The following is a 23,126-nucleotide window of genomic DNA, read 5'->3' on the forward strand; positions in this document are numbered from 1 at the left end:
GGCCGCCCTACGCTACCTCTGACAGGCTCTATACGCTACCTTTAGCACCCCCTCTACGCTACCTTCTGCAGGCGCTTCGGCGGTCCGCCTCGCCGCTCACCGCTCACCCGCCGCAGGCGGCCGCCAGCCGCCCTCCTCACGCACCCCCCGCGCGATCCGCCGGCTGATCTCCCGCAGCTGCCGCGCCTGCGCCGCCGTGAGCCGGTCGAGCACCAACCGGCGCACCGTCGCGACGTGCCCGGGCGTCGCCGCCGCGACCGCCCCCCGCCCGGCGTCGGTCAGCAGCGCGAGCGTGTAGCGCCCGTCGGCGGGGTCCGGCTCCCGGCGCAGCCACCCGCGCGCCTCCAGCCGGGCCGCCGCGCGGGACAGCCGGGACAGCGTGCTGTTCGCGTAGTCCGCGAGCACGCTCATCCGCAGCGTCCCGTCGTCCGCCCGGCTCAGCGCGTAGAGCACCCCGTACTCGAAGTGGGCGATCCCGGCGTCGCGCTGCAGCTGCGCGTCGAGCGCGGGCGGGAGCCACTCGAGGACGGTAGCGAGCGACGACCAGGTCGCGAGGTCGTCGCCCTCGAGCTCGGTGGGAGGCTGCGCGGAATCCGTCATGCGAGCCAGCCTAGCCGCGACTGACTTGCTCAAGAAAGTGATCGCCGCCTACCGTGACTTTCCTGAGCAAGTGCTCGCCGCACCGCGCGGCGGCACGGGGAGGACCACCATGGATCTGCAGCTGACCGGCACCCGCGCGTTCGTCAGCGGGTCGACGCAGGGCATCGGCCACGCGATCGCCGGGGCCCTGCTGCGTGAGGGCGCCGAGGTCGTCGTCAACGGGCGCGACGAGGACCGGCTGCAGGACGCGGTCGCCCGGCTGCGTGCCGCCGTCCCGGGGGCCGCGGTGTCCGGGATCGCCGCCGACCTCGCGGACGCCGACCAGGTGGAGCGGCTGCTCGACCGCCTCGGCGACGTCGACGTGCTCGTGAACAACGCGGGCGTGTTCGACGTCGCGCCGTTCGACCGGGCCACCGACGCCGACTGGCAGCGCTACCTGGACGTCAACCTGATGAGCGGCGTGCGCCTCACCCGTCGGCTGCTCCCGCCGATGCTCGCCCGCGGCCGGGGCCGGGTGCTGTTCGTCAGCAGCGAGTCGGGGGTGGACGTCCCGGCCGACACGGTGCCCTACGGCGTGACGAAGGCCGGGGCGCTGGCGCTGGCCAACGGCCTCGCCAAGACCACTCGCGGCACCGGGGTCACGGTCAACACGATCCTCGGCGGGCCGACCTACTCCGACGGGGTCGCACGCACGGTCGAGCAGATCGCGCGGGCCCAGGGGGTGCCCGCCGCCGACCTCAAGGACACGCTCGCCGCCGCCCGGACGACGTCGCTCCTGCAGCGGTTCCTCGAGCCCGAGGAGATCGCGCGGCTGGCGGTCTACCTGGCGAGCCCGCTGTCGTCGGCGACGAACGGCGCCGCGGTGCGGGCCGACGGCGGGGTGCTGACGACGCTGCTGTGACGCAGCCGGTCAGGCCCGGCGGGACGCGGTGATCGTGAACTTCGGGTTCCGCGCCACCTGCCGGGTCGGGCCGACCGCCGCCTGCAGCGCGGGCCGGTAGCCGAGCCCGGAGTTCCACACGCACCACAGCTCGCCGCCCGGGCGCAGCACCCGTGCCGCCTCGGCGAACAGCCCGCGCGCGACGCCGTCGTGCACCGCGGCACCGACGTGGAACGGCGGGTTGAGCAGGACGAGGTCGGCGCTCGCGTCGGGGATCCCGGCCGCGCCCCGGGCGCGCTGCACGCGCACGCGGTCCGCCAGCCCGTTCGCCTCGACGGTCGCCCGGGCCGACGCGACCGCGGCCGCGGACTCGTCGGTCGCCACCACCTCGATGTCCGGACGGGCGGCGGCCAGCGCGGACGCCAGCACCCCGGTGCCGCAGCCCAGGTCCACCGCGGCGCGGGCGCCCGGCACGGCGTCGGCCAGGTGCTCGACCAGGAACCGGGTGCTGATGTCCACGCGGGCGCCGGCGAACGCGGCGCCGTGCGCGCGGACGGTCAGACCGAGGTCGTCGTGCCGCGCGGTGGCGGGCCAGGCGGGGCCTCCCCCGTCGACGGCGCGAGGTCCGGCAGCGTGCAGGACGCGGGCCTTCTGCCGGCCGCGGCTGGCGCGCACCTCCGCGAAGTGGCGCGCGAGGACGTCGTTCATGGCCCGGGAAATGTGCTTCTCGCGGCCGCCGGCGACCAGGGCCACCGACGGGTCCGCGTGCCGGGCGACCAGGGCGGCGATCTCGTCCAGCGCGTCGAGCGACCGCGGCAGCAGGAGCAGCACCACCCGGGCACCGGACACCAGCTCGGGTGCGAGGTCCGCGAGCGACCGGAACGCGTCGGCGCCGCCCAGCCGGGCCGCGTTCTCCGCCAGCGCGAGCTCGCCGGTCAGCCGGTCGGTGTGCGCGCGGACGCCGGTCAGCCCGAACCGGTGGACCGCGCCGAGGGTCACCGCGCCGTACCGGTCGCCGACCACGACGACCGAGCCGGGCGCGGCGCCGTCCAGCACCGGCGCGGCCTCGTCCAGGACCAGCCGGTCGGCGGCGTCGACCGCGACCAGGTCCGGCGCGGGGATCTCGGGGTCGCAGCGCAGGGCGGCGAGCAGGTCCTCCGTCACGCGGCCCACGGGTCGACGACGTCGACCCCGGTCCCGTCGAAGTCCTTGACGTTCCGTGTCGCGCACGTGGCCCCGTGCACGCGGCAGATGGCCGCGATCTGCGCGTCCGCGGAGTGGATCGGCCGCCCCGCCCGCTCGCGCGCGGCGAGCACGTCCGCGTACTGCTCGGCCGCCGCGACGTCGAACGGGAGGATCGCCCGGGTCGCGCGGTAGGGCTCGACGGCCAGGTGGATCCGCTCGGCGAGGGCGGACCGGCGCTGTCCGCCAGGCAGCCGGCGCACGCCCGCCAGGAGCTCCGCGAGCGTCACAGCCGTGATCGCGACCTCGCCGGTCAGGTCCTCGAGCCACGTCACCACGCGCGGCGCGGGCTCCGGCCGGAAGACCTCCGAGATGACGTTGGTGTCGAGCACGATCACTCGAAGTCCACCGCCCGTGCGTCGTCGGTGCGCTCCGGCACGACGAGGTCGTCAGCGCCACCCGCCTGACGCGCCGCACGGAGCAGGGCCACGCCGATGTGGGGCCGGCGGGCGGCCTGCGTGAGGATGTCCCGCGCCTCGGCCTCCATGGACCGGCCGTGCTCCTTCGCCTGGGCGGCGAGCTGCTGCTTGACGGACTCGTCGAGCCCGCGGACGACGATGGTGGACATGCTGGCTACTCCTCCCGCGGCGAGTGCTAGCTGTGATGCTAGCAGTCGGGTGTGCGCGGGCGGGGTGCAGGCCGCTCACACGTTGAAGCGGAACTCCACCACGTCGCCGTCGGCCATCACGTAGTCCTTGCCCTCGATGCGCGCCTTGCCCGCGGACCGGGCGGCTGCGACGGAGCCGGCCTCGACCAGGTCGTCGAACGAGATGACCTCGGCCTTGATGAACCCCTTCTGGAAGTCCGTGTGGATGACCCCGGCGGCCTGCGGCGCGGTCCACCCCTGGTGGATCGTCCAGGCCCTCGACTCTTTCGGGCCGGCGGTGAGGTAGGTCTGCAGGCCGAGGGTGTGGAACCCGACGCGGGCGAGCTGGTCGAGGCCGGCCTCGTCCTGGCCGTTGTCCGCCAGCATCTCCTTGGCCTCGTCCGGCTCGAGCTCGACCAGGTCGGACTCGAACTTCGCGTCGAGGAAGATCGCGTCGGCGGGCGCGACGAAGGCACGCAGCTCGTCCTGCATCGCGGTGTCGGCCAGGCCGGCGTCGTCCGTGTTGAACACGTAGATGAACGGCTTGGCCGTCATGAGCTGCAGCGAGGCCAGGTCGGCCAGGTCGAGCCCGGCGGCCTTCGCGCCCTGGAACAGCGTCTGCCCGGACTCGAGCACGGCCTGGGCGGCCTGCGCGGCGGCGAGCTCGGCGGGGTCCGCCTTCTTGATGCGGACCTCCTTCTCCAGGCGCGGGACGACCTTCTCGAGCGTCTGCAGGTCGGCGAGGACCAGCTCGGTGTTGATCGTCTCGATGTCGTCCTTGGGCGACACGCGGCCGTCGACGTGCACGACGTCGGGGTCGGCGAACGCGCGGGTCACCTGGCAGATGGCCTCGGCCTCGCGGATGTTGGCGAGGAACTTGTTGCCGAGCCCCTCGCCCTCGCTCGCGCCCTTGACGATGCCGGCGATGTCGACGAACGACACCGTGGCCGGGAGGATCTTCTCGCTGCCGAAGATCTCCGCGAGCTTCTCCAGCCGCGGGTCGGGCAGCGGCACGACGCCGACGTTGGGCTCGATCGTGGCGAACGGGTAGTTCGCCGCGAGGACCTGCGCGCGGGTGAGCGCGTTGAACAGGGTGCTCTTGCCGACGTTGGGCAGGCCGACGATGCCGATGGTGAGTGCCACGGGCGACCATCCTAGGGGGCGGGCGCCCCGGGCGGGTCCTCAGGCGAACGAGCGGATGGTCTGCAGCAGCTCCGGCGCCCGCCGGTCGTACAGGCCGCCGCCGACCCGCACGCCCACGACCAGCGCCGCGGCGCCCGAGCCGAGGCCGACGACCAGGGTCAGCACCTGGAGCAGCCCGTGGCCCGTGACCACCGCGGCGATGCCGAGCCCGACGGTCGGCAGGCACACGGCGAGCAGCAGCAGCATCCCCAGCGACTGGGTGAGCATGACCGCCAGCGAGGAGCCCTGCGGCGTCGAGAACGGGTTGTCGCCGGGCTTCGGCACCGGGTAGACGACCCGGGCCGAGTAGATCGACGACGCCCCGACGCCGACGGCCAGCACCCCGAGCGACATGCCGAGCACCGGGGCCGTGGCGTCCCACCGCCCGGACACGCCGAGCACGAGCACGTCGGTCGCCAGCACCACCACGCCGCCGACGACCATGCCCGCGATCGCGCGGCCGCCCCGGTCCACCCGGCCGTCCACGGGCGCGGCGACGTGCGTCCAGAACGCGGTGTCGTCGTAGGAGATGTCCGCGGACAGCGACCAGCCCATGACGAACGCCACGACCACGCCCGCTCCGAGCACGATCCCGCCGCCCCGCCCCATGAACCACAGGAGCAGGACCATCACCGGCACCACGGCGACGGCGGCGGCGTACCGCGGGTCGCGGAGCCAGTACGTGAGGCTCCGGGCGGCGACCGCGCCGGTCGGGGTCGCGGGGAACCGGGCGAAGAACCCGAGGCCCTCGCTGCGCGCGACGTGGCCCGCGCCGCCGGGCGACCGCACCAGGGCGGCCGACAGCGCGCGGTCCCAGACGCCGACGAGCACCGCGAGGGTCGCCCCCGCGACGGCGACCTTGCCCAGCGCCGCGAGCCAGGCGCCCGCCTGCACGTCGGCGGCGAGCGCCCAGGGCGCCCCGAGCGGGGTCCAGCCGACCACGACGCCGACGGTGGGCAGCGCGTCCGCGACCGCGGACAGCCCGGCCGTCGCACCGAGCAGGATCGGGCCGATCAGCATGAGCGGGACGATCGCCAGCACCGCGGCCACCTCGCGGAACCGCCGGCCGCCGACGAGCGGGGCGAGCATCGTCGTGATCGCGCGGGAGCCGACCACGCAGACGGCCACGCCGAGCGCTCCGCCGACGACACCGGCGACCACCGCGCCCGGGTCCCGCCACCAGGCCAGCGCGGACGCGCCGCCGAGCACCAGGGTCGCGGCGCCGGGGACGCCGACCAGGCCGGCGAGCGTGAGGCCCGTCAGCAGGTGCCGCCGGCGGATCGCGAACAGCTGGAACCGCTCGGGGTCCAGGGTGCTGTCCACGCCGAACGCGACCAGCGGCAGCAGCCACCACCCGGCGACGAGCAGCGCGCCGCCGAGCACGACGACCGTGCGGGTCAGCTCGGCGTCGTCGTGCGCGCCGAGCGCCACGAGGCCCACCACCGCGAGGCCCAGCAGGAACAGCGCGTAGAGGACCGACAGCAGGAGCGCGACGACCTTCCACACGCTGCGCCGCAGACCGTTGCGCAGCAGCGTCAGCTTCAGTCGGACGAGGTGCGCAACCACGCGAGCGCCCCCTCCGTGCGGCGGCCGCCGACCAGCTCGACGAACCGGTCCTCCAGCGACGCGTCCCCGCGGACCTCGTCGACGGTGCCCTGCGCGAGCACGTGGCCCCCGGAGATGACGGCGACGTGGTCGCACATGCGCTGCACCAGGTCCATCACGTGCGAGGAGACGACGACGGTGCCGCCGCCCGCGGCGTAGGCGGCCAGGATGTCCCGGATGTTGGCGGCGGACACCGGGTCGACCGCCTCGAACGGCTCGTCGAGGACCAGGACCCGCGGGGCGTGCACGAGCGCGCAGGCCAGGCCGATCTTCTTGGTCATGCCGGCCGAGTAGTCGACGACCAGGGTGTCCGCGTCCGCGGTGAGGTCGAAGGTGCGCAGCAGGTCCGCGGTGCGGTCGCGGACGGTGTCCCGGTCCAGCCCGCGGAGCAGGCCCGCGTAGGTCACCAGCTGGGCGCCGGTCAGCCGGTCGAACAGCCGCACCCCGTCGGGCAGCACGCCGAGCCCGGCCTTGACCGCCGGCGGGTCCGCCCACAGGTCCTGCCCGCGCACGAGCACGCTGCCGAAGTCCGGGCGGAGCAGGCCGGTCGCCATCGACAGCGTGGTGGTCTTGCCTGCGCCGTTCGGGCCGACGAGGCCGTAGAACGACCCGGCCGGGACCTCGAGGTCGACGCCCGCCACGGCGATCTTCGTGCCGAACCTCTTCCACACCCCGCGGATGGACAAAGCGGACATCGGCTCCATCGATCCAGCATAGGGGCGGGCGTGTCGGTGGCGCCTGGCAATCTGCAGGTCATGGACACCGGACTCGTGCTCGCCCTCGCCGGAGCCCTCCTCGCGGGGCTCGCCCTCGGCTGGCTCCTGGCCGCCGGCCGCTCCGGCGCGCGGCTGCGCCGGGCCGAGGTGGAGGCGGCGCGCTGGCGCACGGCCGCGGAGCTCGGCGGCGGGACCGTCGACGCCGACCGGCAGGCCGAGCGGTTCCGCGCGCTCGCCGCCGACGCGCTGGCGCAGAGCAGCGAGCAGTTCCTCGCGCTCGCGCACCAGAGCCTCGCGGCGCGGCACCAGGAGCAGTCCGGGGACCTCGCGCAGCGCGAGCAGGCGGTGCGCTCGATGGTCGACCCGCTGGCGCGGACGCTCGACGCGGTGCGGGCCGAGCTGCGCACCGCGGAGCAGACCCGCGCGCAGCACGACGCCGCGCTGGGCGAGCAGGTCCGGCAGATGCGCGAGGAGGCCGGGCGGCTACGCGAGCAGACGGCCCAGCTCGTCACGTCGCTGCGCGCGTCCCAGGTCCGCGGGCGGTGGGGCGAGGTGCAGCTGCGCCGGGTGGTCGAGGCCGCCGGGATGCTGCCGCACGTCGACTTCGCCGAGCAGGACCAGGTCCGCACCGACGACGGCCTGCTGCGACCGGACATGGTCGTGCACCTCGCGGGCGGCAAGCGCGTGGTGGTCGACGCGAAGGTGCCGTTCCTCGGGTTCCTGGAGGCCGTCGAGGCGACCGACCCGGCGGAGCGCGAGCGCCGGCTCGCCGCGCACGCCCGGCACCTGCGCGCGCACGTCGACCAGCTCGCGGCCAAGCGGTACTGGGACCAGTTCAGCCCGTCGCCCGAGTTCGTCGTGATGTTCGTGCCGGCCGAGGCGTTCCTGCACGCGGCGATCGACGTCGACCCGGCGATCGTGGAGCGCGCGTTCGAGAAGGACGTCGTGATCGCGACCCCGATGACGCTGCTCGCGCTGCTGCGCACCGTGGCCTACGCCTGGCGGCAGGACGCGCTGGCGAGCAACGCCCAGGCGGTGCTGGACCTCGGCAAGGAGCTGCACGGCCGGATCGCGACGCTCGGCGGGCACCTGTCCAAGGTCGGCCGGGCGATCGACTCGGCGGCGACCGCCTACAACCAGTCGGTCGCGTCGCTGGAGTCGCGGGTGCTGGTGAGCGCCCGGAAGTTCGCCGACCTGCGCGTGGTGGACGCCGGCCTGGAGACGCCGCCCTCGGTGGAGCGGCGTCTGTCCGTGGTGACCGCGCCGGAGCTGGTGGCCTGGGAGACGCAGCAGGTGGTGGGGCTGGGGTCCGACGCGCCCGCGGCGCCCGGGACGGGGCGGCGGGCGGCCGACGCGCTCGGGGCGCTCGACGACGCGGTGCTCGGCGACGTGCGGCCGCCGGAGGCGGGCCCGGGCGCGGTCTGAGGGCCGGGCGGGGGCCTCGGCCGGATCGCGGGCCTGACGGCCGGACCGGCGGGCCCGGGTCAGACGGGGCGGACGGCCAGGTCGGGGCGGTCGCCGCGGCGCGGGCGCGGGTCGTCCCCGCCGGCCGCGCGCAGGTCCGCGCGCAGCTCCCGCGGCAGCGAGAACATGAGGTCCTCGGTGGCGGTCCGCACCTCCTCGACGTCGCCGAACCCGTGCGCCGCGAGCAGGTCCAGCACGTCCCGGACCAGGATCTCCGGCACGGACGCCCCTGAGGTCACCCCGACCGTCCGGGCGCCCGCCAGCCACGCCGGGTCGACCTGCGCGGCGGTGTCCACCCGGTACGACGCGCGGGCACCGTATTCGAGCGCGACCTCGACCAGCCGCACCGAGTTCGACGAGTTCGCCGAGCCGACGGTGATCACCACGTCGCACTCCGGCGCGAGCTTCTTGACCGCGACCTGCCGGTTCTGGGTGGCGTAGCAGATGTCGTCGCTCGGCGGGTCCTGCAGCAGCGGGAACCGCTCGCGCAGCCGCCGGACGGTCTCCATCGTCTCGTCCACCGACAGCGTGGTCTGCGAGATCCACACGACCCGGCTCTCGTCGCGGACCACCACGTCGGCCACGGCGTCCGGGGAGTCGACCACCTGGACGTGCGCGGGCGCCTCGCCCTGGGTGCCCTCGACCTCCTCGTGCCCGGTGTGCCCGATCAGCAGGATGTCGAGGTCCGCCGCGGCGAACCGCACCGCCTCCTTGTGCACCTTGGTGACCAGGGGGCAGGTCGCGTCGATCGTCCGCAGCGACCGGGCCTCCGCCGCCGCGCGCACCGCCGGGGACACCCCGTGCGCCGAGAACACCACGCGGGCGCCCTCGGGCACCTCGTCGGTCTCGTCGACGAAGACCGCGCCGCGGGCCGCGAGGGTGTCCACGACGTGCCGGTTGTGCACGATCTCCTTGCGCACGTACACCGGGGCGCCGTAGTGCTCGAGGGCCTGCTCGACGGCGACGACCGCGCGGTCCACGCCGGCGCAGTACCCGCGCGGGGCGGCCAGCAGCACGCGACGGCCCGCGGTCGCGGGGCCGGGCTCGGTGCCGAGGGTCACGCGCCCATCGTAGGTCGCCCGGGCGGCGCGGGCGGGTCGGCCGGTGTCGGGAGCGCGTGGCAGGGTGGGCCCGTGCAGCAGCAGTCCTCCCCCACGACGCCCCGCGCGGACGCCCCCGGTGCCTCGGCACCCGGCGCGCCCGCCGAGCTGCCCGCCCGCGCGAACGAGACGACCGCCGAGCGCCCCTGGCCCGTGCGGCTGCTCTCGGTGAAGATCGCCGACTACGTCGCGAAGATGTCGCCGCTGTGGGTCGAGGGCCAGGTCGTCCAGCTCAACCGGCGCCCGGGCGCGAACATCGCGTTCCTCACGCTGCGCGACACGGACACCGACATGTCGCTGCCCGTGTCGATGCCCGCGGGCGTGCTGTCCGGCGCCGCGACCCCGCTCGCCGAGGGCGCGCACGTCGTGGTGCACGCGCGCCCGACGTTCTGGACCAAGCGCGGCACGCTGCAGCTCAACGCGGACGAGGTGCGTGCGGTCGGCGTGGGCGAGCTGCTCGCCCGGATCGAGCACCTCAAGCGGGTGCTCGCCGCGGAGGGCCTGTTCGACCCCGAGCGCCGGGTGCCGCTGCCGTTCCTGCCGCGGGTCGTCGGCCTGGTGTGCGGGCGGGAGTCGAAGGCGGAGCACGACGTGGTGGTGAACGCCCGCGCGCGCTGGCCCCAGGTCGAGTTCGTCATCCGCGAGGTCGCGGTGCAGGGCGTCGGCGCGGTGCCGCAGGTCAGCCGGGCGATCGCCGAGCTGGACGCGGACCCCCGGGTCGAGGTGATCGTCGTCGCGCGCGGCGGCGGCTCGGTCGAGGACCTGCTGCCGTTCAGCAACGAGGCGATGGTGCGCGCCGCCGCGGCCTGCCGGACCCCGCTGGTATCCGCTATCGGCCACGAGACCGACACCCCGCTGCTGGACCTGGTCGCCGACTACCGCGCGTCCACCCCGACCGACGCCGCGAAGCGGATCGTGCCGGACGTCGGCGAGGAGCGGGCCCGCGTCACGCAGGCCCGCGCCCGGATCCGGTCGGCGGTCGAGCACCGCGTGGCCCGCGAGGCCGCCGGCCTGGAGCAGGTGCGCAGCCGCCCGGTGCTCGCCCGGCCGCACACGATGGTCGACACCCGCGAGGCCGAGGTGCTGCGCGCCCGCGACCACGCCCGGCGGAGCCTCGACCACGCGCTCGCCGGCGCGGTGACGTCGACCCGGGCGCTCGCCGCGCAGGTCCGCGCGCTGTCCCCCGCGGCGACGCTCGACCGCGGGTACGCCGTGGTGCAGACGTCCGACGGGCGCGTCGTGCGGGAGGCGACCGAGGTCGCCGCGAAGGACTCGCTGCGGATCCGGGTGTCCCGCGGGGAGCTCATGGCGACGGTGCTGGCGGTCGCGCCCGGGCGGAAGCGGCCCGCGGCGGCGGACGACGGGGACGCCTGACCGCTCCCGCTGTCCGCCACCCCGCGCGCCGTGGGGGCCGGCGGTCGCCCGGCTACTTCCCGTGCGGGTCCCGCGCGTTGAGCGCCGCGACCACCTGCGGGTAGTCCCCGCGGGCCTCGCCGTACCGGAGGAACTTCACGCGCTCGACCTGGATCTCCGTGGCGTCGGGCTGCGCCTCGAGCAGGGCCATGACCTCGGCGACGAAGTCGTCGAGCGGCATCGCGTCCGCGTTCTCCCGGTGCCCCGGCATGAGGTCGGTCTGCACCGACGGCGGCTCGAGCTCGACGACGCGGACGCTCGTGCCGGCCAGCTGCAGCCGGATCGACTCGCTGAGCATGTGGATGAACGCCTTGCTGGCGTTGTACGTCGGCGTGACCTGCAGCGGGGCGAACGCCAGCCCGGAGGACACGGTGAGGATCGTGGCGTCCGGGCGGGTCTGCAGGTGCTCGACGAACGCGGCGATCAGCCGGATCGGCCCGAGCACGTTGGTGGTGACGGTCTGCTCGGCGGTGGCGAGGAAGCCCGCCGGGTCGGTCCAGTCCTCGACGCGCATGATGCCGGCCATCGGGACCAGCACGTTCACCTCGGGGTGCTCCGCGATGACGCGCTTCGCGACCTCGGCCACGTCCTCGGCGTCGGCGGTGTCGATCCGGTAGGCGTGGATGCCGGGGTGCTCGGCGGTGACGCGGTCGAGCAGCTCGGTGCGCCGCCCGCCCACGATCACCTCGTTCCCCCGCTCGTGCAGGGCGACGGCGAGGGCCAGGCCGATGCCGCTCGTCGCGCCGGGGATGAAGACGGTGTTACCGGTGATTCGCATGCTCCGAGTCTTCGGCGGCTCGCGCGGCCCCGCCAGAGAGCGGTTGTCGGGGGACCGCCGATCCCTGGCTGCGCACCGGCGCCCCGCCGATACTGCTCGGGTGGATCGCGACGCGCTGGCCGACTTCCTGCTCCGGCACCGGGAGGCGCTGCGCCCGGACGACGTCGGGCTGCCCCCGGGCGCGCGGCGCCGGGCGCCGGGCCTGCGCCGCGAGGAGGTCGCGCAGCTCGCCGTCATGTCGACGGACTACTACACCCGGCTCGAGCAGCGCCGCGGCCCGCAGCCCAGCACCCAGATGCTCGGCTCACTCGCCCGCGCGCTGCGGCTGACGCCCGACGAGCGGGACTACCTGTACCGGGTCGCGGGGCACAGCGCCCCGGACCGCGCGGCCCGCGAGGACTACGTCGCCCCGGGGCTGCTCCGGGTGCTCGACCGGATCACCGACAGCCCGGCGCTGATCCTGGACGGGCTCGGCCGGACCCTGGTGCAGAACGACCTGGCGCGCGCGCTGTTCGGCCCCGTCGAGCAGCTGACCGGGTGGGAGCGCAGCGCGATCTACCGCTGGTTCGCACACCCGGAGACGGAGCGCCTCATGTACCCGGCCGAGGACCGGGACCGGCAGAGCCGGGCGCAGGTCGCCTCGCTGCGCGCGACGCTCGGGGCGGAGGGGCCGCGCTCCCGGGCCGCCGAGCTGGTGCGCGCGCTGTCCGCCCGGAGCCCGGAGTTCGTCGCGATCTGGGAGGCGCACGAGGTGTCCCGCCGGTTCGAGGACCACAAGACGCTGGTGCACCCGCGGGTCGGGCCGATCGAGGTCGACTGCCAGGCGCTGTTCACCGAGGACGGGTCGCAGACGCTGCTGGTGCTCACGGCGGCGCCGCGCAGCGAGGCCGAGGGGCGGCTGCGGCTGCTCGCCGTGCTCGGCACGCAGGAGTTCGCGGCGCGCGAGGGCTGAGCGGCCCCGGGTGGGCGCGAGGGTCGGCGGTCGTTGGTTAGATGGTGCCCGTGAGCGACACCTCCTCCGCCTCCGACTCCCCCGGCGCCCCCGGCGTCGCCGACCTGTCCTACGAGCAGGCGCGCGACGAGCTCGTCGCCGTCGTCTCCCGGCTGGAGGCCGGTGGCGCGACGCTCGAGGAGTCGCTCGCGCTCTGGGAGCGCGGCGAGGCCCTGGCGGCCCGCTGCCAGCAGTGGCTGGACGGCGCGCGCGCCCGGCTGGACGCCGCCCGCGCGGCCGACGGCGAGGACGCCGGCTCCTGACGGGGCGGGCGCACCCGCGCCCCGTGCAACCCCGTCCGACCCCGCTCCACCCCGCACGACCCCACCCCCGACCCGGCACCGCCGCCGGACGCGAAGGAGCCCCATGACCGAGCAGCCCGCCGCCCGTGCCCTCGTCGTCGGGGAGGCCCTCGTCGACGTCGTGCTCCGCCCGGGCGCCGAGCCCGCCGAGCACCCCGGCGGCAGCCCCGCGAACGTCGCGATCGGCCTCGGCCGGCTGGGCCGGCGCGTCGACCTGCTGACCTGGCTCGCCGACGACGCGCACGGCGACCTGGTCCGGGAGCACCTGGCCGGCTCGGACGTGCACGTGCTCGCCGGCGACCGCGGCCCCGAGCACACCCCCGTGGCCCGCGCGCACCTCGACGCCGAGGGCGCCGCGACCTACGAGTTCGACCTCACCTGGGACCTCCCGACGCGCTGGGACGAGGGCGACGACACCCCCGCCGTCGTGCACACCGGCTCGATCGCCACGGTGATCGCGCCGGGCGGCGAGGCGGTCGCCCGCCTGCTGGCCGACCGCCGGGACACGTCGACGATCACCTACGACCCCAACCTGCGCCCCGCGCTCATGGGCTCCCCCGAGGACACGCTGCCGGTCGTCGAGCGGCTCGTCGCGCTGGCCGACGTCGTCAAGGTCTCCGACGAGGACCTGGCCTGGCTGCACCCGGGGGTCGCGCCGGCCGAGATCGCCCGGGACTGGCTGGGCCGCGGCCCGGCGCTGGTCGTCGTGACGCTGGGCGGCGAGGGCGCGCTGGCGATCACGGCGGGCGGCGACGAGGTGCTGGTCGAGGCGCCCCGGGTCGAGGTGGCCGACACGGTCGGCGCGGGCGACTCGTTCATGGGCGCGCTGGTCGACGGCCTGTGGTCCGCGGACCTGCTGGGCGCCGACCGGCGCGAGGCGCTGCACGCGATCGACCGGCCGACGGTCGAGCGCGTCCTGGTCCGCTGCGCCCAGGTCGCCGCGATCACGGTCTCCCGCTCGGGCGCCAACCCCCCGACGTCCGTGGAGCTCGGCGAGGCGTAGGCCCACCGCCGAGGTCGAGGGTTCCGCCCCGGAGAGGGCACGGAAACCCTCGACCTCGGCGGAAACCCTCGACCTCGACGGGGCAGATCGCGGGGGTGCGGGTCAGCTCGCCTGGCGGTGGCGGCCCGCGGCCTCGCCGTTCGACTGCTTCTCGGCGTCGCGGTGCGCGCGCTCCAGGGCCGCGCGGCGGTCCTCCTCGGTCTCGCCGTCGATGCGGCGGGCCGCCTCCTCGTCGTAGGTGAGGTTCTCTCCCGACTCCGGGTCGAAGATCAGCAGCCGCCTCGGGTCGAACCACAGGTCGGCGCTGCTGCCGTCGCGGACCCGGCTCTCGGAGCCGAGCGCGACGATCATCTGGGTGCGCATCCCCTCGCCGTCGAGGTCGCGGTCGAGCTCCTCGAGCTTCTGCGCGACGTCGGCGTGCGTCTCGAACGGGATGTAGGCGTACAGCTCCGCACCCAGCCACTCGACGACGTCCACCTCGGCCGAGAACGTGGCGCCCTTGGCGCGCTTGTCCTCGTCCAGGACGCGGGCGTCCTCGACGTGCTCCGGCCGCAGGCCGACGATGACCAGCTCCCGGCCGTCGAGCTTGCCCCGCGCCGACTCCGGGATCGGCACGTCGCCGAACGGCAGCCGCAGCGAGTCGCCGTGCACCTCGCCGGGCAGGAAGTTCATCGGCGGGGAGCCGATGAACCCGGCCACGAACAGGTTGACGGGCTGCTCGTAGAGCGCCCGCGGGCTCGCCACCTGCTGCAGCTCGCCCTTGCGGAGGACCGCCACCCGGTCGCCGAGCGTCATGGCCTCGGTCTGGTCGTGCGTCACGTACACCGTGGTGGTGCCGAGCCGGCGCTGCATGCGGGCGATCTCGGTCCGCATCTGGCCGCGCAGCTTGGCGTCCAGGTTGGACAGCGGCTCGTCGAACAGGAACGCGCGCGCGTCCCGGACGATCGCGCGCCCCATCGCGACGCGCTGCCGCTGGCCGCCGGACAGGTTCGCCGGCTTGCGGTCGAGGTGCTCGCGCAGCTCCAGGGTGTCCGCCGCGTACTCGACGTTGTCCTTGATCTGCTCCTCGGTGTACTTGCCCTTCTGCAGCCGCAGCGGGAACGCGATGTTCTCGTACACGGTGAGGTGCGGGTACAGCGCGTAGTTCTGGAACACCATCGCGAGGTGCCGGTCGCGCGGGGCCTTCTCGTTGACGACCTCGTCGCCGATCCTCAGCTCGCCGGAGGTGATGTCCTCGAGGCCGACGATCATGCGCAGCAGCGTCGACTTCCCGCAGCCGGACGGCCCGACGAGGATGACGAACTCGCCGTCCTTGATGTCGAGGCTCACGCCGTTCACGGCCGGGTAGCCGTCGCCGTACTTCTTGACGATGTCGGTGAGGGTGATGGATGCCATGGGGTACTCCTTCCGCGGCGAGGGCCTCAGCCCTTGACCGCGCCCTGGGTCAGCCCGGACACGATCTGGCGCTGGAACAGCAGCACCAGGACGACGACGGGGATGGTCACGACGACGGCGGCGGCGGAGATCGCGCCGGTGGGGTCCTCGAACTGCGAGGCCCCGGAGAAGAACGCCAGCGCGGCGGGCACGGGCCGGGCCGCCTCGGTCGAGGTCAGCGAGATGCCGTACACGAAGTCGTTCCACGCGATGAAGAACGCGATCAGCGCGGTGGTGAACACGCCCGGCGCCGCGAGCGGCACGATCGCCTTGCGGAACGCCTGCCACGTGGTCGCGCCGTCGACCTGCGCGGCCTGCTCGAGCTCCCACGGGATCTGCCGGAAGAACGCGGTCAGGGTCCAGATCGAGATCGGCAGGGTCAGCGACAGGTACGGGATGATCAGGCCGGGCCAGGTGTCGTACAGGCCGATGTTCCGCCACAGGTTGAACAGCGGCGTGACGATCGAGATCACCGGGAAGATCGACACCCCGAGCGCGGTGGTGAGGATCAGCTTGCGGCCCGGGAAGTCGAGCCGGGCGATCGCGTACGCCGCGAGCGTGGCCAGCACCGACGAGATCGCCGTGGCGATCAGCGAGATGCCGATCGAGTTCCGCAGCGACGACAGGAACAGCTCCTGCGCCGAGCCGTCGGGCCCGAGGATCTGCTCGTAGTTGGTCCAGGACCAGGTCGTCGGCAGGAAGTTGCCGGTGCTGAGGTCGCTCGGCAGCTTGAACGAGGTCGCGATGATCGACGCGACCGGGAACAGCGCCCAGACGAGGACGACGACGGTGATGGCCGCCCAGGCCACCTTCTGCTTGCCGGACAGGGTCCCCATCACTTCTCCCCTCGGGCACCGGCGAGGTCGACCTTGAAGATCTTGATCGCGATGAAGCAGATGATGATCACGCAGATGAACAGCAGCACCGAGATCGCGGAGCCGAGGCCGATCTCCAGCCGCCCGATGGACGTCCGGTAGGCCAGCAGCGACAGGACCGTGGTGCCGTTGGCGCCGTTCGTCATGATGAACACGTTGTCGAAGATGCGGAACGCGTCGAGCGCCCGGAACAGGACGGCGACCATGATCGCGGCCTTCATGTTCGGCAGGACGACGCGCTTCATCCGCTGCCACCAGGTGGCGCCGTCGACCTGCGCGGCCTCCTCGAGGTCGCCCGGCACCTGCGCCAGGCCCGCGAGCAGCAGCAGCGAGATGAACGGCGTGGTCTTCCAGACCTCGGACGCGATGATGACGAACAGGCTGGTGCCGGTGCCGGCGAACCAGTTGAGGTCCTCGCTGATCCCGGGCACCCAGTCGAACCAGCTGTTCACGTACCCCGAGCTGATGTCGAACGCGTAGAACCACGCGAACGCGGACACGACCGTGATGATCCCGTACGGCACGAGGATCGCGGTGCGCAGCAGGCCCCGGAGCCGGAGGACGGCCCGGTGCATGACGAGCGCCAGGGCGAAGCCGAGCACCAGCTCGATCGCGACGGTGATCACCATGATCAGCGTCGTCACCCCGAGCGACTGCCAGAACACCGGGTCGCCCAGCACCACGCCGTAGTTGCCGAGCCCGACGAACGCCCGGTCGTCCGGCGCGGTGAGCCGGTACCGGAACAGCGAGTCGTAGACGGCCTGCAGGATCGGGTAGGCGGTGACGGCCAGCATCACCACGAACGCCGGGCCGGCCAGCCACCAGCCCAGCCGGGCCTCGGCCCGGGCGCGGTCGCTCTTGCGGGGCTTCGACGCCTTTCCGGGGCCCGCGCCGCGGGTGGCCTTCGCCGCCACCCCCGCCGCGGCGCCCGTGATCTCGGTACTCACAGGAGTCGCTCCCCTCGCAGCACGGCGGTGATGAAGTCCGTGGACTCCTGCGGCGTCCGGTCGGGGTCGACCGAGGCCGGCGGGTGCCAGGTCTCCTGGAGACCCTGGGAGACCTCGTTGTAGTACGGGGTCTGGGGGCGCGGGGCCGCCTGCTCCAGCGACTGGCGGATGACGTCCGCCATCGGGAACGTCTCCTGCACCTTCGGGTCGTCGTAGGCCACGGTCGACGCCGGCGGGTTGCCGTCGGTGACGAAGTACGCCGCCTGGTTCTCCGGCTGCACGATGCACGCGGCGGCCTCGTAGGCCTCGTCGACGTGCTCGCTGAACGCGCCGACGCCGAGGTTGATCCCGCCGTACGGCGGCGCGGCGTCGGTGCCCTCGGTCACCTGCGGGTAGACCGCCCAGCCCACGTCGTCGAGGAACGACTGGTCCAGCGCACCGTCCTCCACCGAGGCCTGCATGGCCGGCCAGACGAACGGCCAGTTGACCATGAACGACCCGCTCTCCCCCTGGAACTGGGTGAGCGAGGCGTTCTCGTCCTGGGTCGGCAACCCGGGCCCGCCGAGGCGGTCCTTGCCGATCTCCCCGATGATCCGGGCGGCCTCGCGACCGGCGTCGGTCTCGAGGCCCAGCTGCACGTCCTCGGCGGGCGCCTCGGGGTTCTCCACGATCTGCCCGCCGGCCGACTCGACCAGGGCGTTGATCCACACGGTGTACGCCTCGGCCTTGATGCCCTGCACGCCGAGCGTCTTGTCCTGGTCGCGCGCGGCGTCCATGATCTGGTCCCAGGTCACCGGCGTGGTCGCGGGGTCCAGCCCCGCCGCCTCGGCGACCGACTTCTTGTACCAGAGCAGCTGCGTGTTGGCCCAGAACGGGACGGTCACGAGCTCGTCGCCCCACGAGGCGCCCTGGAGCGCGCCCTCCGCGACGTCCTGGCTGACCTGCTCCGCGATGTCCTCCGGCACCGGCGCCAGGAAGCCGGCGTTCGCCAGCTCCGGGATGAACGGCGGGTCGAGGCTCATCAGGTCGATCGACGAGTCGGACGCCGCGAGCCGCCGAGCCAGCTGCTCGCGCTGGGAGCTGGCGTCGCGGGGCAGCACCGACACCTCGATGCGGTAGGCCCCGCCGGCCTCCTCCGTGCACTGCTGGGCCAGCGTCGCCTGGCCCCCCGCGTCCGGGTTCGTGTACCAGGTGAGCACCGGGGTGGAGTCCGCCGGCGCGCACGCCGCCAGCCCCGCCCCCAGCGCGAGCACCGACACCCCGGCGATCGCCCTCGACCGTCTTCGCACGCGCACCGCTCTCCCTCACTCGGCGTCGCGGCGCTCCCACCTGGGGCTCCGCGACGTCTCCACGCTTCCCTCCCCATGGCTACACCGGCGGGTCGCGGCCTGCCACCGGAGCAGGGTCCAGCCGGGCGGTTCCACCCCGGGCGGGCGGGACGCGGGCGGCCCGCGGACACCGCTCCTCGCCCCGCGCCGCGTGGTGCGACCATGTCCGCATGGCACACCCCACTACCCCCGCCGAGGCCTGGGCCGCGCTGCGCGACGGCAACGACCGGTTCGTCCGCGGCGCCATGGAGCACCCGTCCCAGGGCATCGACCGCCGCGCCGAGGTCAGCACCGGCCAGGCCCCGTTCGCCGTCGTGTTCGGCTGCTCGGACAGCCGCGTCGCGGCCGAGATCATCTTCGACCAGGGGCTCGGCGACGTGTTCGTCGTCCGGACCGCCGGCCACGTCCTCGACACGACGGTGATCGGCTCCATCGAGTACGGCGTCGAGGTCCTCGGCGCCTCGCTGGTCGTCGTGCTGGGCCACGACTCGTGCGGCGCGGTGGCGGCGGCCACGGCGGCGCTCACCACCGGCGAGCTGCAGCGCGGATTCGTGCGCGCCGTGGTGGACCGGGTGATCCCGTCGATCGTGTCGCTGGCGCACGGCGCCGACGCCGAGGGACGCCCGCGCGACCTGTCGTCGGTCGACCCGGCCGAGCTCGGCCACGAGCACGTGCGGCACACCGTCGACATGCTGCGCTCGTACTCGGTCACGCTGGCCGAGGGCATCGACGCCGGCCGCGTCGCGGTCGTGGGCGTGGAGTACGCGCTGGCGGACGGCCACGCGCGCCTGACGTCCGCGATCGGCGACATCGGCGACGTCCCGGTCCCGGCCTGACGCCTGCCCGCTCCCCCGCGCTCGCCGTTCTCCGGCGAGATGGCAACTCTCGGCTGTGCGGCACGCCGCGCGCACAGCCGAGAGTTGCCATCTCGGCGAGAGGGGGCGCGCGGGGAGGTGTGACGTGCGCCACCCCGCGCCCCTCGCGCGGGGCGCGGGCGGGACCGAGGTCCCTGGCGGTGGCAGGATCGGCCGCATGAGCCTGCACGCCGACGACGACGTCCAGTACCGCATCGAGCACGACACGATGGGCGAGGTCCGCGTCCCCGCGGACGCCCTCTACCGCGCGCAGACCCAGCGCGCGGTGGAGAACTTCCCGATCAGCGGGACCGGCCTGGAGCGCGGCCACGTCGCCGCGCTGGCCCGGGTCAAGAAGGCCGCCGCCCTGGCCAACGCCGAGCTCGGCATCCTCGACGCCGCCGTGGCGCGCGCGATCGCCGACGCGGCGGACGAGGTCGCCGACGGCCGGCACGACGCGCACTTCCCGGTCGACGTCTACCAGACCGGCTCCGGCACCTCCTCGAACATGAACATGAACGAGGTGCTGGCGACCCTCGCGTCCCGGTCCCTCGGCGCCGACGTCCACCCGAACGACCACGTCAACGCCTCGCAGTCCTCGAACGACGTGTTCCCGACCTCGGTGCACGTCGCCGCCACCGACGGTGCCGTCAACGACCTGGTCCCCGCGCTGGAGCACCTCGCCGCCTCGCTGGAGCGGCTCGCCGAGAAGCACGCCGGCGACGTGAAGGCCGGCCGCACGCACCTGATGGACGCGACCCCGGTGACGTTCGGCCAGGAGTTCGGCGGCTACGCGGCCGCCGTGCGCCGCGGGGTCGAGCGGGTGCAGGCGGCGCTCCCCCGGGTGGCGGAGGTCCCGCTCGGCGGCACGGCGGTGGGCACCGGCATCAACACCCCGGCCGGCTTCCCGCAGCGGGTCATCGCCCTGCTCGCCGAGGAGACCGGGCTGCCGCTGACCGAGGCGCGCGACCACTTCGAGGCGCAGGGGGCTCGGGACGGGCTGGTCGAGCTGTCGGGCGCGCTGAAGACCATCGCGGTCAGCCTGACCAAGATCTGCAACGACCTGCGCTGGATGGGCTCCGGGCCGAACACCGGCCTGGGCGAGATCCGCATCCCCGACCTGCAGCCGGGCTCGTCGATCATGCCGGGCAAGGTGAACCCGGTCATCCCGGAGGCCGTGCTCATGGTCGCCGCGCGCGTGGTCGGCAACGACGCCACCGTGGCGTGGGCCGGCGCGAGCGGCTCCTTCGAGCTCAACGTGCAGATCCCGGTCATGGGCCAGGCGGTCCTGGAGTCGGAGCGGCTGCTCGCGGCCGCGTGCCGCGTGCTCGCCGACCGCACCGTCGACGGCATCGAGGTCGTCACCGAGCGTGGCGCCGCGTACGCCGGGTCGTCCCCGTCGATCGTCACCCCGCTGAACCGGGTGATCGGCTACGAGGCGGCGGCGAAGATCGCCAAGCACGCGGTGGCGCAGGGCATCACGGTCCGCGAGGCCGTGGTGGACCTCGGCTACGTGGCGCGCGGCGAGGTCACCGAGGCGCAGCTCGACGCGGCGCTCGACCTGCTGAGCATGACCCGCCCGAAGGCCTGACCCCCGCGCGCGACGGCGCCGCCGGTCCGGGGCAGGGGGTCCCGGGCCGACGGCGCCTCGCCTAGCGTGCCAGGTCGAACTGTGCGGCGGGCCGGTTCAGCGTGAATTCCTCCGCGCCCCGCGCGAGCTCGGCGGCGACGTCACCCAGGGTGATGACGGCCTGCCGCACCTCGGCGGCCCCGTCGAACGCCTGCCCGGCCGCCTGGGCGACGTCCGCGGCGCTGCCGGCGATGTCCGTCGTGCTCTCGGCGGCGACCACGAGGTTGCGCTCGATCTCGGACGTCGTGGCGGTCTGCTCCTCGACCACGGCGGACACCGCGCCCTGCAGCCCGTCGACCGTCGCGACGGCGCGGGAGATCCGGGACACCGACTCCTGCACGTCGGCGGCGTCCCGGGTGACGGCCTCGAGCACCGGCGCGATCGTGCCGATCGCGCTCGAGGTCTGCTGCGCCAGGTCCTTGACCTCGCCGGCGACGACGGCGAACCCGGCGCCGGCGCTGCCCGCGCGGGCCGCCTCGATGCTGGCGTTCAGCGCGAGCAGGTGGGTCTGGCCGGCGATCGTCGTCACGGTGTCCAGGACGGCCGCGATCTGGCCGGTCGACGCCGCGAGCCGGTCCGCCGCCGAGGCGGCCTCGGCGGTCACGCCCACGGCCTGCGCCGCCTCGCCGGAGGCCGCGCTCACGTCCTGCGCGACCGACTCGATGGACGCGCGCATCTCCGTCATCGCCGCGGTCACCGTCTGCACCTCGGTGCTCACGACCGAGGCGGAGCCGGCGGCGACCTCGGCGCGGGACACGGTGCGGCCCGCGGCCTCCTCCAGCGTGCCCGACGAGCCGTCGAGCCGGCCGGCGGTGCCGCGCACGGCCTCGGCGCCCTCGCGCATCCGGGTGAGCGCGGCGCGCATCGCGTCGATGGCCTCCCCGAGCGCGGCGCCCATGACGCCGATCTCGTCCCGGCCCTCGCCGCGCACGGCGACGGACAGGTCGCGGTCGGCGACCCGGCGCAGCGCGGTGGTGAGCCGCCCGACGCGGGCGACGATCCGGCCGGAGATCCACACGACCAGCGCGACCGCGACCGCGGCGACGACCAGGCCGGCGACCAGCAGGGTGACCATGAGGGTGCTGGCGCCCGACTCCAGCTCCGCGGACACCGCGCGCAGGTCGGCGTCGAAGCCCCACGCGGCGACGGTCCAGCCCCACGGGGCGTACCGCGCGAGCTGCACGGTGGCGGCACCGGCGTCCCCGAGGTCGACGCGCTCGGTGGCGGTCTCCCCCTCGCCGAGCTCCGCGGCGGCCTCGACCAGGCGCGGCGCGTACGCCTCGCCGTCGGCGTCCACCGAGCCCGCGGCGTCGCCCGCCTGGGCGCCCGGCGGCGGGACGACCCACTGCCCGTTCGCGTCCGCGACGGTCAGGTAGCCCTCCTCGCCGACGGCCACCTCGGCCAGCGCGGCGCGCAGCGGGGCGTCGACCTCGGTCTGCGGGACGCCGACGAACAGGCCGCCGACCACCTCGTCGCCCGCCAGCAGCGGGGCGTAGGCCGTGACGAACGGCTGGCCGACCACGGTTGCCGTGCCGTAGTACGGCTGCCCGGACAGCAGCGACGCGACGACCGCGTTGGGCTTGCCGTCGGCGCCGGTCGCGCCGATCGCGGTGCCGATGACGCGCGCGCCGTCGGCGTTGGTCACGCTCGTCGCGACGCGCAGCATGTCGCCCTCGGCGTTCACCCGCTGGAAGACGGTGACGGGCGCGTCGAGCAGGGTGGTGATCTCGTCGACCACCGGGACCGGGGTCGCCGGGTCGGTGGTGCGGCCGAGCCACGTCCCGCCGACCTGCAGCCGGGGCAGGTCGACCTCCTCCGTGGCGCCGGTCGTCTGGTCCGTGACGGTCCAGTGCTCCGAGCCGTCGAACGTCAGGGCGCCCGCCTGCGCGAACGTCTCCTGGGCGACCCGGAGGCTCGAGGCCATCCGGTCGGTGACGGTCGCGACCTGGGTCTCGACCATCGTCACCGCCTGCTGGGTGGTCTGGGTCATCGAGTCGCGCATCAGGCGGTCGACGTCGTCGCCCGCCTGGGAGGCCAGGCCGGTCACCTGCCAGCCGCCGACGGCGGTGAGCAGGGCGGCGGTGACGGCGACGGCGCCGGCTCCGGTCGCGACGAGCTGAGCGCGCAGGGAGGTGCGCAGTCGGGGCAGGGGCACGGTGGTCTCCTGGGCCGAGGGGCGGGGGGCTCCGGGCGGCC

The 23,126-nt window shown here is 74.7% G+C and carries 22 protein-coding genes; 8 read left to right on the forward strand and 14 right to left on the reverse strand.

Annotated features, from left to right (window positions below):
• Window positions 1-96: 96 nt before the first annotated feature.
• Window positions 97-600 carry a MarR family winged helix-turn-helix transcriptional regulator gene (locus J5O08_RS07190; RefSeq protein ID WP_218706200.1) on the reverse strand — a complete coding sequence of 168 codons (504 nt, stop codon included), beginning with the start codon at window positions 598-600 and terminating at the stop codon, window positions 97-99.
• A 109-nt stretch (window positions 601-709) separates the two neighbouring features.
• Between J5O08_RS07190 and J5O08_RS07195 the strand changes: the two genes are divergently transcribed.
• Window positions 710-1,501, forward strand: a complete 792-nt coding sequence (locus tag J5O08_RS07195; RefSeq protein WP_218706201.1) for an SDR family NAD(P)-dependent oxidoreductase — start codon at window positions 710-712, stop codon at window positions 1,499-1,501.
• A gap of 9 nt (window positions 1,502-1,510) precedes the next feature.
• On the opposite strand, the gene J5O08_RS07200 is transcribed toward J5O08_RS07195, so the two are convergent.
• The 6 genes from J5O08_RS07200 to J5O08_RS07225 form a co-directional block, all read right to left on the reverse strand.
• Entirely contained in the window at window positions 1,511-2,644 is a 1,134-nt protein-coding gene (locus tag J5O08_RS07200; RefSeq protein ID WP_218706202.1) for a class I SAM-dependent methyltransferase, read from the reverse strand.
• Window positions 2,641-3,060, reverse strand: a complete 420-nt coding sequence (locus J5O08_RS07205) for a type II toxin-antitoxin system VapC family toxin (protein ID WP_218706203.1) — start codon at window positions 3,058-3,060, stop codon at window positions 2,641-2,643. Before J5O08_RS07205 ends, J5O08_RS07200 begins: the two co-directional genes overlap by 4 nt.
• Window positions 3,057-3,290, reverse strand: a complete 234-nt coding sequence (locus J5O08_RS07210) for an Arc family DNA-binding protein (RefSeq protein ID WP_218706204.1) — start codon at window positions 3,288-3,290, stop codon at window positions 3,057-3,059. The genes J5O08_RS07205 and J5O08_RS07210 overlap by 4 nt, the downstream gene beginning before the upstream one ends.
• Before the next feature lie 75 nt (window positions 3,291-3,365).
• The gene (gene ychF / locus J5O08_RS07215; RefSeq protein ID WP_147795830.1) at window positions 3,366-4,451 is read right to left on the reverse strand and encodes a redox-regulated ATPase YchF; all 1,086 of its coding nucleotides are present in this window, start codon (window positions 4,449-4,451) and stop codon (window positions 3,366-3,368) included.
• A gap of 39 nt (window positions 4,452-4,490) precedes the next feature.
• A complete protein-coding gene (locus tag J5O08_RS07220; protein ID WP_218706205.1) occupies window positions 4,491-6,056 on the reverse strand; it encodes a hypothetical protein in 1,566 nt (521 codons plus the stop codon).
• Window positions 6,032-6,799, reverse strand: a complete 768-nt coding sequence (locus J5O08_RS07225) for an ABC transporter ATP-binding protein (RefSeq protein ID WP_218706206.1) — start codon at window positions 6,797-6,799, stop codon at window positions 6,032-6,034. Before J5O08_RS07225 ends, J5O08_RS07220 begins: the two co-directional genes overlap by 25 nt.
• 51 nt (window positions 6,800-6,850) lie before the next feature.
• Here J5O08_RS07225 and J5O08_RS07230 point away from each other — a divergent pair, with 51 nt between their 5' ends.
• The gene (locus tag J5O08_RS07230; protein ID WP_218706208.1) at window positions 6,851-8,236 is read left to right on the forward strand and encodes a DNA recombination protein RmuC; all 1,386 of its coding nucleotides are present in this window, start codon (window positions 6,851-6,853) and stop codon (window positions 8,234-8,236) included.
• Window positions 8,237-8,295: 59 nt separating this feature from the next.
• Here the strand turns inward: J5O08_RS07230 and J5O08_RS07235 are convergent, their stop codons facing one another.
• Window positions 8,296-9,336 carry a 4-hydroxy-3-methylbut-2-enyl diphosphate reductase gene (locus tag J5O08_RS07235; protein WP_308281451.1) on the reverse strand — a complete coding sequence of 347 codons (1,041 nt, stop codon included), beginning with the start codon at window positions 9,334-9,336 and terminating at the stop codon, window positions 8,296-8,298.
• Window positions 9,337-9,408: 72 nt separating this feature from the next.
• Here J5O08_RS07235 and xseA point away from each other — a divergent pair, with 72 nt between their 5' ends.
• A complete protein-coding gene (gene xseA / locus J5O08_RS07240; protein WP_218706209.1) occupies window positions 9,409-10,749 on the forward strand; it encodes an exodeoxyribonuclease VII large subunit in 1,341 nt (446 codons plus the stop codon).
• Window positions 10,750-10,801: 52 nt separating this feature from the next.
• On the opposite strand, the gene J5O08_RS07245 is transcribed toward xseA, so the two are convergent.
• A complete protein-coding gene (locus tag J5O08_RS07245; RefSeq protein WP_218706210.1) occupies window positions 10,802-11,566 on the reverse strand; it encodes an SDR family oxidoreductase in 765 nt (254 codons plus the stop codon).
• Window positions 11,567-11,666: 100 nt separating this feature from the next.
• Between J5O08_RS07245 and J5O08_RS07250 the strand changes: the two genes are divergently transcribed.
• From J5O08_RS07250 to J5O08_RS07260, 3 genes are all read left to right on the forward strand, one after another.
• Window positions 11,667-12,518, forward strand: a complete 852-nt coding sequence (locus J5O08_RS07250) for a helix-turn-helix transcriptional regulator (RefSeq protein ID WP_218706211.1) — start codon at window positions 11,667-11,669, stop codon at window positions 12,516-12,518.
• Window positions 12,519-12,568: 50 nt separating this feature from the next.
• Window positions 12,569-12,820, forward strand: coding sequence for an exodeoxyribonuclease VII small subunit (locus J5O08_RS07255; protein WP_374225943.1), 252 nt, complete (start codon window positions 12,569-12,571; stop codon window positions 12,818-12,820).
• Between the two features lie 103 nt (window positions 12,821-12,923).
• Window positions 12,924-13,862, forward strand: a complete 939-nt coding sequence (locus J5O08_RS07260; RefSeq protein ID WP_218706213.1) for a carbohydrate kinase — start codon at window positions 12,924-12,926, stop codon at window positions 13,860-13,862.
• Window positions 13,863-13,964: 102 nt separating this feature from the next.
• Here the strand turns inward: J5O08_RS07260 and J5O08_RS07265 are convergent, their stop codons facing one another.
• Genes J5O08_RS07265 through J5O08_RS07280 form a run of 4 tightly spaced genes read right to left on the reverse strand, consistent with a single transcriptional unit; the run spans window position 13,965 to window position 18,407 of the window.
• Window positions 13,965-15,257, reverse strand: a complete 1,293-nt coding sequence (locus J5O08_RS07265) for an ABC transporter ATP-binding protein (RefSeq protein ID WP_218706214.1) — start codon at window positions 15,255-15,257, stop codon at window positions 13,965-13,967.
• A 26-nt stretch (window positions 15,258-15,283) separates the two neighbouring features.
• Window positions 15,284-16,132: a carbohydrate ABC transporter permease gene (locus J5O08_RS07270; RefSeq protein WP_147795819.1), complete on the reverse strand. Its 849-nt coding sequence runs from the start codon at window positions 16,130-16,132 to the stop codon at window positions 15,284-15,286.
• Window positions 16,132-17,085, reverse strand: coding sequence for a carbohydrate ABC transporter permease (locus J5O08_RS07275; protein ID WP_147797136.1), 954 nt, complete (start codon window positions 17,083-17,085; stop codon window positions 16,132-16,134). Before J5O08_RS07275 ends, J5O08_RS07270 begins: the two co-directional genes overlap by 1 nt.
• Before the next feature lie 29 nt (window positions 17,086-17,114).
• Window positions 17,115-18,407: an extracellular solute-binding protein gene (locus tag J5O08_RS07280; RefSeq protein WP_218706239.1), complete on the reverse strand. Its 1,293-nt coding sequence runs from the start codon at window positions 18,405-18,407 to the stop codon at window positions 17,115-17,117.
• A gap of 209 nt (window positions 18,408-18,616) precedes the next feature.
• Here J5O08_RS07280 and J5O08_RS07285 point away from each other — a divergent pair, with 209 nt between their 5' ends.
• Both J5O08_RS07285 and J5O08_RS07290 read left to right on the forward strand, forming a co-directional pair.
• On the forward strand, window positions 18,617-19,282 hold the full coding sequence (locus J5O08_RS07285) for a carbonic anhydrase (RefSeq protein ID WP_147795818.1): 666 nt from the start codon (window positions 18,617-18,619) through the stop codon (window positions 19,280-19,282).
• A gap of 196 nt (window positions 19,283-19,478) precedes the next feature.
• Window positions 19,479-20,891, forward strand: a complete 1,413-nt coding sequence (locus J5O08_RS07290; RefSeq protein ID WP_218706215.1) for an aspartate ammonia-lyase — start codon at window positions 19,479-19,481, stop codon at window positions 20,889-20,891.
• A gap of 61 nt (window positions 20,892-20,952) precedes the next feature.
• Here the strand turns inward: J5O08_RS07290 and J5O08_RS07295 are convergent, their stop codons facing one another.
• The gene (locus tag J5O08_RS07295; protein ID WP_218706216.1) at window positions 20,953-23,085 is read right to left on the reverse strand and encodes a methyl-accepting chemotaxis protein; all 2,133 of its coding nucleotides are present in this window, start codon (window positions 23,083-23,085) and stop codon (window positions 20,953-20,955) included.
• Window positions 23,086-23,126: the final 41 nt, after the last annotated feature.

It is taken from the genome of Cellulomonas sp. PS-H5 (genome assembly GCF_019265565.1).
Classification (GTDB): Bacteria; Actinomycetota; Actinomycetes; order Actinomycetales; family Cellulomonadaceae; genus Cellulomonas.